Origin of the sequence: Halobaculum sp. MBLA0143 (assembly GCF_041361465.1) — an archaeon.
Classification (GTDB): Archaea; Halobacteriota; Halobacteria; order Halobacteriales; family Haloferacaceae; genus JAHENP01.
Window position 1 is genome coordinate 2843679 of record NZ_JBGKAC010000001.1, and the last position, 13476, is coordinate 2857154.

The following is a 13476-nucleotide window of genomic DNA, read 5'->3' on the forward strand; positions in this document are numbered from 1 at the left end:
GCTCCGAGCTGGGGATGGGTTTCGGGTCGTCGTGGGCGGCGTGTCTCCCGGCAGTGTTACTGCTCGTCGATTCCGACCCGACTCTGGGCCTCTTCTGTCGACATCGTCCACCCCGCCGCGAGATCCTCGTATCCCTCCGAGACGCCCTCCTGCGCGCCGGACGTCAACACTGGGTCCGTCGTGTCGCGCAGCACCTCGCGGACGAACTCCGACCGATTGGTGTACTCCAACTCCTCGGCGAGTTCGTCGACTGTCTCCAGGAGTTTCCTCGGCACTTTCACGTTGAGCTTCACCATCTCCCCGTCGTTGTCGTCCACATCCACATGCCTTGGTGCCCGTGTGGTACAAATAGAGTTGTCGGCGGGGACCTCGGTGGCGGTGAGTCGTCCGCGTGGCGCGCGGAGAAGAGTCCGTCGGTCCGCTGTACCGATGTGCGGGGACTCTTGTGGTCCGCCTCTCTCCTGACGAACATGAGTAGTGACGAGATCGGCCCCTGACTCGGCCGCAGATTTTTTGATCATGTGACACGATACACCGTCAACCTCCGCAAAACTGAAAATACACGGAGACGAGACGGCTAGCGATGGGCCTCTCTCCCCGAACACTGAAGTTCGCTGTCGACATCGGGCGGAAGGCGTACGACCGCCTCACCGACACGGACCTCGACGCGCAGATCGAAACCGCGGCGATGGCGGCCGGGGAACGCGCCGCGGAGGACGACGAGGACCTCGACCCGACGGGTGTCCGCGATCTGATCGCCGTCACGCTCCAAGACAGCACGGAGTTGGCCGAGGGTGTCGACGAACTGATCGAGCGCGGGGAGCCGGTCGCCGCAGAGACAGAGTTGCTCGCGGAGGAACTGGCTCGGCTGGGCAACGAGTACGACCCCCTGGCGGCGGTCGCGGTCGGAAGTATCGACTGGCCCGCGGTGGCGGAGACGTTTCTGGAGACGTTCGAGCGGGAGGTGGCCGCGACGGACGGCGACCAACGCTGGCTGTTGTTCCAGGCGTACAATCAGCGCGTGCTCGACGCGGTGACGCCCGACGAGTTCGCCGAGGCGCGCCAGCGGCTCACCGACGAGGGCTTCGACGTGGTGAGTGACACCGACTTCGAGACCGAGATCGAGAGTCCCCGACTGGCGTGGCGTGAGCCGTTCGACTGGCACCACCTCACCAACGACTACGCGGTCGACAGATACCACGGCGACAGCGACCGGACGTTCACCGAGGAGGTTCTGGCGACACTCGACGGCGGCGGCCACCAACTGCTGTTCGGGCCGCCGGGGTCGGGGAAGACGGTCGCCTGCCGACAGGCGGCGGCTGCGTGGCACCACGACGACGAGACGGGGCCGGTGATCCACTGGCGTGGCGGGCTGAGCGGTAAACGGATCGACCCCAAGACACTGGAGCAAGCCGTCGAGACGCTCCGGAAACTCGGCGACACGCTCGTCGTCGTCGAGGACGCTGCCCGAAACCCGACGCTTCCGATCTTCGAGTTCCTGAACGAGGATCTGGCAGACGAGCCGGACGTGAGCGTCCTGCTCGACGCCCGCGAGTACGAACTCGACAGGCTCGGGCAACGGATCGGGCGCGCCTCTGACAACGACAGCGTGGGGCAGTCGGTGTCCAACAGACTCGGCACACTGACGGAACGCGACAGGGTCCCGTATCTCTCGGTCAGGGAGATTGACGAGATCTTCGACCGATTCGCCGCGACGACCGACTCCAACAGAGAGGTGCTCCCGTCGGCAGAGGCGGTGTTCCGACACCTCACCACCATCGAGAGTCGTGAACGAGAGACGGCCACTCCGGACGACGACCACGGCGAGACGACCGCGGCGGCCACCGAAACGAGCGACGCGACCGGCGAGGAGAGTAGTGCCGAACCGAACGAAGCCGACGCAGACGCGGTTCGTGAGACGCCGCGGATCACACCCGAACAGATCCGCCAGACCGTCGGTGGCAATTCGTCGGTGTCCGTCGCCAGCCCGATGTTGATGCTCTCTTACTACCTCCCGGTGGCGGCCGACGACGAAGATGCCGACACAGCAGACGGGGAGGTCGACACGGATATCTCGAAGTCACCGTTGGAACAACGCGTGCGGTCCGTGTTCGACGAACTGAACGGCTCCGACAAGACGGATGACGAGTCCACGCCGGCGGTCCTCCGCCGCAGAGCGGTGTTGACGATAGCGACGCTCGCGGCGGCGGACCTTCCGATTCACGAGTCGTATCTCTACGCACTCGCCGACGGAGATTCTGACTACGACGTGATCGAGAGTGTGATCGACGACTACCGCGGGCGTGTCCACTTCGGACGAGCTGGAGAGGTGACCGGCGAGGGGAAACACGTCTTCCGGTCGCCACACGAACTCTGGGGGCTCACCTACCTCTACGTTCACGAGATGGAGTCGAAAAGATCCACTGTTCACTTCGAGAAGTCGATGAACACCGTGTTCTCGGTGATCGGCGACGAGTCCGTGCGGCGGGAACTGGGAGACGCGAAGATGGCGTTCAGAGATCAGACATACTTGTTCGGGTTCTTGAAGGACGATCCGACACAGGTCGCAGACACCGTCGTCAGTCAACTGTTCCAGATCGGAAAAGACAGGCCTACGCTCGTCAACCTGTTCGGGAGAACTCGGCGGTCGCGTCTCGAACTCCCGGAATATTGTTCCGACGAGACGTTCGTCAAGCAGTCGCTCTGGCGCAGCGAGATGTACCGCACCGTCAGACCGACCGACGAGTGGAACTCAGATGCAGACGACACCGACCGGACACGGGAATCGGACGACGGACGCCACCAGTCGGTGGTGGAGCTACGCAAGGCTCGTGAGACCGCGAGTGAGCGAGATGTCGAGACCGACTGGATTGAAGAACGGTTCTACCGTCGATTGGGTCGTTATGCCCGTGGACAGGGTGACCTACGGGCGGCAGAGTGGTTGTTCGGCGCGAGTCTCGCTCGGGCACGCCGACGGGAGAACGACCACGGGGTGGCCAGCAGTCTCCAAGCGCTCGGAGGGGTTGCGCGGATGCGCGGTGCACTCGACGATGCAGAGGAGTATCTCGAGGAGTGCAGTGAGAAGTTGGAAGAAACGGCCGACGCGTCCGATTTGGCCGCTGTAGTTCACAGCCTCGGGAACATCGCTCTCCAGCGGGGAGAGTTCGAGACGGCCGAAGAGTGCCACGAGCGGAGCCTCTCGATCAAACAAGAGATTGGCGACCGCTCCGGGGAGGCGAAGAGTCTCGGAAGCCTCGGGAACATCGCTCGAAACCGGGGAGAGTTCGAGACGGCCGAAGAGTACCACGAACAGAGCCTCTCGATTTTCGAAGAGATCGGCGACCGCTCCGGGGAGGCGAGCAGTCTCCACAGCCTCGGTTTGATAGCTCTCCAGCGGGGAGAGTTAGAGACGGCCGAAGAGTACCACGAGCGGAGCCTCTCGATCAAACAAGAGATCGGCGACCGCTCCGGGGAGGCGAAAAGTCTCGGAAGCCTCGGGACCATCGCTCGAAACCGGGGAGAGTTCGAGACGGCCGAAGAGTACCACGAGCGGAGCCTCTCGATCAAACAAGAGATCGGCGACCGCTCCGGGGAGGCGAAAAGTCTCGGAAGCCTCGGGACCATCGCTCGAAACCGGGGAGAGTTCGAGACGGCCGAAGAGTACCACGAGCGGAGCCTCTCGATCGAGCAAGAGATCGGCGACCGCTCCGGGGAGGCCGACAGTCTCGGAAGCCTCGGGAACATCGCTCTCCAGCGGGGAGAGTTTGAGACGGCCGAAGAGTACCACGAGCGGAGCCTCTCGATCAAACAAGAGATCGGCGACCGCTCCGGGGAGGCGAAAAGTCTCCACAGCCTCGGGACCATCGCTCGAAACCGGGGAGAGTTCGAGACGGCGACGGAACGCTATCAGTCGGCACTGGCAATCTTCGAGGAACTCGGACAGGTGCGTGAGGCGATCCAGACGATCCAGAATCTCGTCAGGACAGCCGAGGGACTCGACGACGAGGAGGCCGCGATAGAGTGGGTCGAACGCGGCATCGAGCAACTCGACGATCTCGATCTCGCCGGGCTGGGCCAGGAACGACGTTGGTTCGTGAAACGGTTCGTACGACTCGACGGCGACCGAGACGACCTGGAAGGCCTCTACACGACTGCGTTGCAGCGACTGTTGGAAGACGACTTCGCCGCCGCCAGCGACCTCCTCGAAGGCGTCTGGGACTGCCGCGAGTCGTTCGCGCCCGAAACGGACGCCTCCAGGATCTGTCTCCGTGCCGGCGTCGGGTACGCTGCACCAGCGACACAGAGAGATACCGACGGCGCTGCGAAAGTGGTCGAAACCGTCTGCGAGGCGGTCGAACCGCACCGCGACAGGCTCTCGGAGCCCGCCACGGCACTCCACGACCTCCTCGTCGACGGCGCGACAGAGCACGACCCGGACGCGCTCCGAGAGCCAGCCGACCGCGAGGACCCAGGACTCGACGACCTGGAGCGGTTCGCGTACGCAGAACTGCTGGAACGGCTCGTCGGTGATCCGAAGCCGTTGGACATCTACCCAGAGGTAATCCGGGCAATGGTCACCGACGACGCCGAGTTCGCGGAAGTCGTCCGGTCGTGTCTCGCGGCGTGGGACCGACACACCGACACGGAGGGTGACCAGTACCGCGCCGCGCTCGCGGCGGGCGTCGTGCTCGAATTCCACCGCGAATTCGCCGACGAACTTCCAGCGGACCGCGAGAGCGTGTTCGGCGTGGTCCGCGAGAACCGCGAGCACCTCTCCGAGCCGATCGAAGCGCTGTTCGAGTACCTCGACACCGGCGCGACCGAGCACGGCCCCGAGGCGCTTCGGGAGGCGGCCGACCGCGAGGACCCGACGCTCGTCGATCTGGAACGGATTGCGGTCGCTGCCCTACTGACCACGCTCCAGTCACAGTAGTCGGGACCGCGTCGCGCTCTCCGTCGGCATCGGTGCCCGATGTCTGGCAGTTTCACCGGCTATCGTAGACTGCACAGTGACAGTTCAGTGTTCGACCCGAACCGTGCGTACTAATCTAGTGACACTACTTAGACTAGATAGTCGACGAGACGATGTCTGACGACACGTATCCAGTCTCTCTCGAGAACCCCCGTTCCGACGACAGCGTTCGAGCCCGGAGTGTGGTCGGCGTCGACGAGTCCGGAAACGTGGGAGACGGTGTCTTCGTGACGGTTGCAGTTCGGGCTGCTCGTTCCAACGGTGTCGAGCTGGTTCGGCGGCTCGTCGAGAACGGGCTTCGACCGTTTCGGCACAAGTCTTCCTCGCTCGTTCGGTACAGCGACGTCGACAAGGCGGATCGACGGCGGCGAGTGCGTGCGTTACTCGCGGATCTGTCTCACTCGACAGCGACGTGGGCTGCTGTACTCTCCGCCTCGCCGCTTGACGAGACGGCAGCAGCAGCGATGTACGCAGTCGCAGCAAAGAAAGCAATCACGAACGGACTGGGACAGACTCGTCTAATGACAGACACCGTCGTACTTCGTGACGGCCAACTGGTGCGTGGTGAGCACGCACAGGCGCTTCCACGGCAGCTTCGTGGACACTGTGACGTGAGTTTCGAGCGAAACATCTGCCCGGTGTATCTCGCGCCGTTGGAGCAGGCCGAACGAACGTACCCTCAGGTAACTGCCGCAGACTACATCGCTGGCTCCCTCCGAGAAATAGCCGAGCAACACGGAACTATCGAGGCGGCAGTCGAGCAGTTCGACTACGAACAACCGGTGAGATTCGACAGCTCTTGGGACGAGCCTGCCCGCACTCCGAGTTCAGTGTATCGACTCGAACCAATCGCTCCCATCCGCGAGAAACGTCTCAAGTCCCGAGCTATCGCGTGGCTTGCAGGAGGGGCGATCACACCCACCCGTGACCCGCTGGATCGTAACCGATACCGAGGGTTGACTGATACGATCGACGACCCAGTCGTGTCGAACTACGTTACGGAACTCGACTGAGGCTGTCGATCGGATGTAGAACTCGGACGTCATCGAATTGTGAGCTACTACCTCACAATCCTCGTCGGATACGGTGGCGCGTTACGCTAACCACCACATCCGCGCCCTTAGTAAGCCGTAGAAGAGCGCGATTTATATCCTTTTTGCCGCGAGATACTGCCGACCCTCTCGTCTTGCCGCAGCACAATCTATCTATTTGGCAAATATAGAACAAGTGGCCGAGTGAACAATCGGTACCGTCGTCGGCAGGACGGCTCTGCCTACACCGCGCATCGACGAGATGGCTCCAGATTCGCCAGCAGCGTTTTGACGTTTACCGACAGCAAATGACACTGAATGACAGAAGCCGGAATCCCGGTCGAGGAACTGCAACGACGGGAGCGTGCGGAGCTCTCGATCACGCCCGGGACGAACAAAGACGAGGCGCTGCGGTTTCTCGCCGCCAACCGCGACAGCGCGTTCCGTCCGCGGGAGGTCGCGGCCGAGACGGACGTGCCGGCGAACAGCGTCGGGAAGGTGCTCGAACGGCTGGAATCGGACGGCCTCGTCACGAACATCGGCGAGCACTACTCCGTCGATCGGCAGCGCACGGACGAGCTGACGACGGTGTTCGAGGATCTCCGGAATCTCGACCGGGTGCACGAGGCGGTCGAGTCACCGGCGCCCAGCGCAGACACCGAGCAGATTGCCACCGACGAAGCCGTCGACGAACTGGTCGAACAGGTCGCCGAGGAGACGGAGTAGGTGATCGCGCGTGCCGTCGCAGTACGAACGGGGCGGTGTGGTCCAGTGAATCACTCGCCCAACTGCTTCCTCACCCCGCGACCCCACGCACGAACCCGACGATCCGCCCCCGCGCCAGGACCAACTCCGTCAGCCCCCACAGCACGGCGACGAGTGCCGCGCCCGCGAGCGACGCGAACACCCACGAGTCCGACGGACTAGAACGAACCCTCCTCCTAGACCAGTGTGCTAGCACACTAGAGTTTTACCCGCCGAGGCTCTACCGACAGCTGTGAGCAGCGACAGCACTGACGCCGAGAGCAAGGTTTCCGGGAACCAGGCGAATATCCCGGCCCACATTCGACGCGAACTCGCCATCGACGACGGGGACCGGCTCCGCTGGCAACTCGAAGACGACGGGACGGTAACGGTTCGTGTCGTTCGACGACAGGATAGAACGTTCGCTGATTTCGACGGCTACGACGGCGAGGAGACGACAGACGTTACGACCGATCACGACGCCTGGGGCGTCGACAGCGAGTGAATGCCCCGTGCAGTAGTCGACACGACGGTCTTGTTTGCGGCTGCGTACCGCCGCGACGAGTCTCACGACCGCGCACTCTCAGTTATGCGCGGGTTCGACGACGGGACACTTCCGGAGGTAATTGTCTTGGACTACGTGCTCGCAGAGACGATCAACGGAATCACGACCCATGCGGGCCACGACGCGGCCATCGACTTTCTCGACCGCGTCGAGTCGAGCACACGATTCCACCTCGACTCACCCACTGCGAACTGTCGTGCGAAGGGCAAGGCTCTGTTTCGTCAGCACGAACCGCTCTCGTTCGTCGACGCCTGTATCGTAGCGTACATGGAGACGACGGGACTCGACTACCTGTACGCACTCGACGACGATTTCGATGCGGTCGAGGGTGTCCGTCGACTCGCTACGCCGGCGAATCCATACGATCCGAACGAGCACGAGTGACTGTGTTTTCGTACCTGAGGCGTCACCCCGCGACCCCACGCACGAACCCGACGATCCGCCCCCGCGCCAGGACCAACTCTGCGAGCCCCCACAGCACCACAACGAGCACAGCGCCCACGAGCGACGCGAACGCCCACGAGTCCATCCAGACGGGCTGGATCCACGGGGTGACGTGCGACCACGTCACGGCGAACTCCGTCGTGAGCCCGGCGACGGGTGTGCCGGCGAAGGTGTTCTGGACGGTCGCGGCGAAGGTGTTGGTGTCGCCGGTGCCCTCGATCAGCCCGGCGGAGCCGGTGAGGCTGTAGTTACCCGACACGCCCTGGTCGGTCATCGTCGGGCCGTTGGACTCGTCGCCGGTCCCGAGGCGTTCGGCCTCGTAGGCGCCCCAGGTGGCGTAGTACTCCCAGACGATCTTCCCCTGCGGTGTCACCTCGATCACGCGATGGTTCAGCGAGTCCGTGATGAGGGTGTTGCCGTTGGGTAGTCGGTCGGCGTCGCGCGGCCACGACAGCTGGCCGTCGCCGACGCTCCAGATCTGCTCCCACTCGCCGTCGCGCTTCGTGTACTCCACGACCCGGTCGTTCTCGGAGTCGGCCACGAGGATTGTCGGGTTGCCCGCCTCGCTCACGAGCCAGTCCGGATTGTGTTGTTCGAACATCGTCTCGTGATCGCCGTCCTCGCCGAGCCGCTCGACGATCTCTTTGCTCTCGCGGTCGACGACAATCGCCTGGTCGAAGTTCCGCGGCGACAGGAGGAACCGCCCGTCGCCGATCCGGTCGACGTCGTTGACGTGGGTCCAGTCCTCCGAGAAGCCACCGTCCGTCGAGTTGGGGTAGTGGTTCCGGAACGTCCACTCCCAGACGAACTCCTCGGCCTCCCGGTCGTAGATCACGATCCGGTCGTTGCTCACCTCCGTCTCGTTGTTCCAGTTTCGCATGTTGGCGATCACGAGGTTCCCGTTCGGGAGCATGTCCACGTCGTGGGTGTCGGTCATGTCGAACCGTTCCTTCCAGACGGCGTTTCGGGTCGTCCGGTTCAGCTCCATCACGAGCGTCCCGTCCGGGTTCGTGGAGACGACGAGTAAGTTCCCGTTCGCCAACGGGTCGACGTCGTAGAACCAGGTCGCGTCGTACGGCCCGCCGTCGAACACCCAGTTCGTCTGCCCGTTCGGCCCGGCCGAGACGACCCGCGCGGGCTTCTTCTCTGCGCCCTGTCCCTGGAAGTGGAACCCCTGGATCGAGACGATGGTGTCGTTGTCGGCCGGCTCGCTGACGGTGCCCGGCTCCAGCCCGACCTGCCCGGGCGTGCCACTCGACTGCGGCGCGACGGCCGCGACGCCCGCCGGCGCCACCAAGGCGACGACGAGTCCGAACACGGCCAGTCGGGCGAGCCGGCGGCGCCCGCCGAGACGGTCGTCTGTCATTGTCTCTCGGGAGTCGCGGTGTCGTTGAAACGTTTGTGTTCCCGGCCGCCTGTGGGGCGGCCGTGTGAGTCTGCGAACTACCCGCCCAGGAAGTCCTGTCGGACGGTCTCGTCGGCCAGCAACGTCTCCCCGGCGTCCTCGTAACGGTTCTCACCGCCGACGAGGACGTACCCTCGATCACACCGGCGCAGCGCCTCCTTGGCGTTCTGCTCGACCATCAGAATCGCCGTCCCGGTGTCGTTGATCTCGCTCACCTTCTCGAACATCTCGTCGACGAGGTCGGGCGCGAGCCCGGCGGACGGTTCGTCCAACAGGAGCATCTCCGGCGAGAGCATGAGCGCGCGCCCCATCGCCAGCATCTGTTGTTGACCGCCGCTCATCGTCCCGGCCTTCTGGTCCTGGCGTTCCTCCAGGATGGGGAATCGCTGGAACACCTCCCGCAACGCGTCTTCGGGGGTCTCGTCCAGGATGTACGCCCCCATCTCGAGGTTCTCCCGGACGGTCAACGACGCGAACACGTTGTCGTTCTGCGGGACGTAGCCCAGCCCCTCGTAGATGATCTCCTCGGGGTCCATCGCGGTGATCTCCGTCCCGGCGAACGTCACCGTCCCGCCCATGTGGCTCGTGAGTCCGAACACGGACTTCATCACCGTCGACTTGCCGGCCCCGTTCGGGCCGACGATGGTGACGTACTCGCCGTCCCGAACGTCCAAGTCCACGTCAGAGAGGATCTGGAGATCGCCGTAGCCGGCGTCCAGCCCGCGGACCCGTAAGAGTGCGTCCGACCACGTCTCGATCTCCGTCTCGGCGCCGCCCGTGGCACCGATGTCGTCGCCGGTCGGCTCGTCTGCGGCCGGCGCGTCCGTCTCGCTCACACGTCACCTCCGAGGTACGCCTCGATCACGTCCTCGTTCGACTTCACTGCCGCCGGCGGCCCCTCCATGAGCACCGACCCCTGGTGCATCACGATGACGTGTTCACAGTTCTCCATGATCAGGTCCATGTCGTGTTCGACGATGAGGAAGGTGTACCCCTCCTCGCGCAGTTCGTGAACGTGCTCCAGCAGACGTTCCTCCAGCGACGGGTTGACCCCCGCGAACGGCTCGTCGAGTAAGAGCACGTCCGGCTCCGTCAGGAGTGCTCGGGCCAACTCCAACAGCTTCCGTTGGCCCCCCGAGAGGTTGCCGGCGTACTCGTGTGCGAGGTGGTCGATCTCGAAGAACTCCAGGGTGTCCCAGCAACGCTCCAACACCTCGGACTCCTGTTCGACCACGCCGCTGCGGACGAACGGCAGCACGCTCCGCCACAGCGACTCGCCGCGTTGCTCACCCGGGGCGAGCATCAGGTTCTCCAGGACGGTCATCTCTCCGAACTCGCGGGCGATCTGGAACGTCCGGACGAGCCCTCGCTGCGCGACGGTGTGGGAGGGGAGCCCGGTGATGTCCTCCCCGCGGAAGGTGACTGTGCCGGCAGTCGGTTCGTGGACGCCCGTGATACAGTTGAACGTCGTCGACTTGCCGGCACCGTTCGGGCCGATCAGCCCCGTGACCGTCCCGGACTCCACCTGGAAGGTGGCGTCGTCGACGGCGGTGATCCCGCCGAACTCCTTGCGGAGCCCCTCGACGCGCAGCGGCACCTCCTGGGAGTCGGACGGCCCGCCGGTCTCTAGATCCGCTTCGGCGGTCGTCGTCCGCTCCGTCTCGACGCTGGCCTCGTCCGCCGTCGTCGTCTCGTCGGCGCTCGCGGCCGTCGTCGGCTCGCTGGCGGCCGTCTCTGCGGCGGGGTCGTCACTCATCCGACTCACCCCCGTCCGTGTAGGCACCGTCGTTAGACCGGGTTCTCAGCGGGACGCTCGCGGCCGCCTCCTTCCGGTGGCCCAACAGCCCCTGTGGCCGGCGGTGCATCAGGAAGACCAACACGACCCCCATGACGATCAACTGGAGCTGGCGGACGCTGTCGAGCATGTAGAACGCCAACGGCGCGAGGTCGGCGCTCCCGGCGATGGGCGCCAGCGCCTGCCCGAAGCTGGAGGGAGCCTCCACCGCGACGAAGTTGGTGACGACACTCTGGAGGAACCGCGGTCCCTGGAACAACAACGCGGCGAACAACGCCCCGCCCATCACGCTGCCGGTGTTGGACCCCGCGCCACCGATGATGAGCGCGATCCAGATGAAGAACGTCAGCCGCGGGCGGTAGGTGTTGGGGGTGATCGCCCCGCTGGTCATGTACCAGAGGATGCCACCCAGGCCCATCAGGGCGCAGCCGACGACGAACGCCTTCGTCTTGAACCCGTTCGTGTCCTTCCCGAGCGCGTTCGCGGCGTCCTCGTCCTCGCGGATCGCCTTGAGGACCCGCCCGAACGGGGAGTTGCCGAGCCGGTTCAGGAGGACGTAGTAGCCGGCGACGGCACCCAGCAGGATGACCCCGTACAACAGTCCGTCCGCGACCGGTTCGGGGTTGTTGTCGATCACGGTGCCGACCAGGCTCACCACCCCCTCGTAGACGCCACCGAGGAACAACGCCTCGAACAGCTGCCGGACGGGGCTGCCGAAGTCGAGCAACAGCCCGGAGCCGCCGCCGAAGCCGACGACGAGCCCGCCCACCTCGACCCGTTCGAAGGTGCTCGACAGGAAGGTGAACCGGACCATCTCGCTCGTCGCAACGGTGACGATCGCGAGGTAGTCCGCCCGGAGCCGCAGGGCGGGAATCGCGATCAGCAAGCCGAGGAAGCCGGCCGCGGCCATGCCGGCGAGCACGCCGACCCACAGCGGTAAGCCGAGGCCGCCGACGCTGCCGGCGGCCGTCTCCGTCGTCGGCGCCTTCGACACGACCGCCATCACGTAGATTCCGACGGCCATGAAGCCGACGACACCGATGTTGAACAACCCCGTGTACCCCCAGTGGAGGTTGAGCGCGAGCGACAGCAACGCGAACAAGGCGACGTAGAAGGTGAGGCTGGCGATGGAGTTCAGCTGCCCGCGGACGCCGTAGTCCAGCAACACCCCGACCAGGAAGTACGCGAGGTAGATCCCGCCGAGCAGCACGCCGATCTTCACCGCGTCTCGCTCCCAGGCGGCAGCGAGGGAGGAACGTGACTCGCTCACGACGTGGCCCTCCCCGAGAACAGCCCGGTCGGTTTCACGATCAGGATGAGGATCATCGCAAGGAACGCGGCCGCCCGCGAGAAGCTGGACGGGATCCAGATCACGGACATGGAGGCGGTGAGCCCGATGACGAGCCCGCCGACGATCGCACCGTAGATAGAGCCGATCCCGCCGAGGATCACCGCCGCGAAGATGAGCAGGAGGAGAATCCAGCCGTCGAACCAGCCGAGAGTCCCCTTCCAGAGCACGAACACGTAGCCGGCGATCCCGGTGAGACCGCCGCCGATCACCCAGGTGAACTGGACGACCCGTTCCGTCGGGATCCCGGTGACCCGAGCGAGGTCCTCGTTGTCGGCCATCGCCCGCATCGCCTTCCCCAGACGGGTGCGCTGGAGCAGGAGGTGGACGCCGAGCATCAGGCCGCCGGCGACGACCACGAGCGTGGCGTCGTGAGCGCTGATCGAGACGGTCCCGTCCACGGCCGGGACGGAGACGCTCGGAACGGCGCCGGCGGCGGTCGTCCCCCGCTTCGCCGGCCCGAACACGAACTGGATCCCGTACCGCAGCGCGAACGCCACGCCGATGCTCGTGATGAGCAGCGTGATCCCCGAGCGGTCGCGCACCGGCTCGAACACGAGTCGGTCGATGATCAACGCCAACGCGACCGTCCCGACGCCGGCGACGAGCATCCCACCGATCACCGCGAACGGCGTCGTCGTGACGGAGATCCCCAGCGCGCCGCCGAACACGGAGCCACCGGCACCGACGAGCAGCAACGACCCGACGTTCGCGCTCGAGCCGAAGCCGCCGGCGACGAGGTACGTCGTGGCCCACCCAGAGAAGGCCCCGGCGGTGATGTAGTCGCCGTGCGCGAAGTTGGCGAAGTTGAGGATACTGTACGTCATCGACAGCCCGATCCCGGCCAGCCCGATCACGAGCCCTCGTGCGAGACCGTCCTTGATCAGGACGGCCACCGACGAGATCTGGATCGACCCCGAAGCGAGCTTCCCGACGAGGTCGAACACCAGGAGTACGACTAACAGCCCGAACACGAGCGCCAGCGGATTCCCCGCCGCCAGCTCCCGGCCCCGACTGTAGGATTCTGTCACGCCCATGTGTATCTCACCCGTACGTAAGATACTCACACGGTATAAGTACCGCGACACCCGCGACCCTCGCCAACTCCGGTGTCGTTCGGCGGTCGCCCTCCCGGCTCCACGACGTGCGGGTGTCTGTCACCGACCCGAGAA

General features: G+C 64.9%; 11 protein-coding genes. 5 read left to right on the forward strand and 6 right to left on the reverse strand.

The features are described from left to right. Positions 1–56: 56 nt before the first annotated feature. Positions 57–296: a ribbon-helix-helix domain-containing protein gene (locus RYH79_RS14750; protein WP_370900918.1), complete on the reverse strand. Its 240-nt coding sequence runs from the start codon at positions 294–296 to the stop codon at positions 57–59. 287 nt (positions 297–583) lie between these two features. Here RYH79_RS14750 and RYH79_RS14755 point away from each other — a divergent pair, with 287 nt between their 5' ends. The 5 genes from RYH79_RS14755 (at position 584) to RYH79_RS14775 (ending at position 7696) form a co-directional block, all read left to right on the forward strand. Next, positions 584–4933 (forward strand): tetratricopeptide repeat protein, encoded by a 4350-nt coding sequence (locus tag RYH79_RS14755; protein WP_370900424.1) that lies wholly within the window; start codon positions 584–586, stop codon positions 4931–4933. Positions 4934–5085: 152 nt separating this feature from the next. Continuing rightward, positions 5086–5985: a hypothetical protein gene (locus tag RYH79_RS14760; protein ID WP_370900426.1), complete on the forward strand. Its 900-nt coding sequence runs from the start codon at positions 5086–5088 to the stop codon at positions 5983–5985. Positions 5986–6321: 336 nt separating this feature from the next. Beyond that, positions 6322–6729 (forward strand): hypothetical protein, encoded by a 408-nt coding sequence (locus RYH79_RS14765; RefSeq protein WP_370900428.1) that lies wholly within the window; start codon positions 6322–6324, stop codon positions 6727–6729. 271 nt (positions 6730–7000) lie between these two features. Then, positions 7001–7252, forward strand: coding sequence for an AbrB/MazE/SpoVT family DNA-binding domain-containing protein (locus RYH79_RS14770; protein WP_370900430.1), 252 nt, complete (start codon positions 7001–7003; stop codon positions 7250–7252). Continuing rightward, on the forward strand, positions 7253–7696 hold the full coding sequence (locus tag RYH79_RS14775) for a PIN domain-containing protein (protein ID WP_370900432.1): 444 nt from the start codon (positions 7253–7255) through the stop codon (positions 7694–7696). A 22-nt stretch (positions 7697–7718) separates the two neighbouring features. On the opposite strand, the gene RYH79_RS14780 is transcribed toward RYH79_RS14775, so the two are convergent. From RYH79_RS14780 to RYH79_RS14800, 5 genes are all read right to left on the reverse strand, one after another. Beyond that, entirely contained in the window at positions 7719–9122 is a 1404-nt protein-coding gene (locus RYH79_RS14780; RefSeq protein WP_370900434.1) for an arylsulfotransferase family protein, read from the reverse strand. 77 nt (positions 9123–9199) lie between these two features. After that, complete coding sequence (locus RYH79_RS14785) at positions 9200–9949, reverse strand: ABC transporter ATP-binding protein (protein ID WP_370900920.1); 750 nt, start codon at positions 9947–9949, stop codon at positions 9200–9202. A 44-nt stretch (positions 9950–9993) separates the two neighbouring features. Further along, entirely contained in the window at positions 9994–10917 is a 924-nt protein-coding gene (locus RYH79_RS14790; protein WP_370900436.1) for an ABC transporter ATP-binding protein, read from the reverse strand. Then, a complete protein-coding gene (locus RYH79_RS14795; protein ID WP_370900438.1) occupies positions 10910–12226 on the reverse strand; it encodes a branched-chain amino acid ABC transporter permease in 1317 nt (438 codons plus the stop codon). The genes RYH79_RS14790 and RYH79_RS14795 overlap by 8 nt, the downstream gene beginning before the upstream one ends. After that, positions 12223–13341, reverse strand: a complete 1119-nt coding sequence (locus tag RYH79_RS14800; RefSeq protein ID WP_370900440.1) for a branched-chain amino acid ABC transporter permease — start codon at positions 13339–13341, stop codon at positions 12223–12225. Before RYH79_RS14800 ends, RYH79_RS14795 begins: the two co-directional genes overlap by 4 nt. Positions 13342–13476 lie beyond the last annotated feature (135 nt).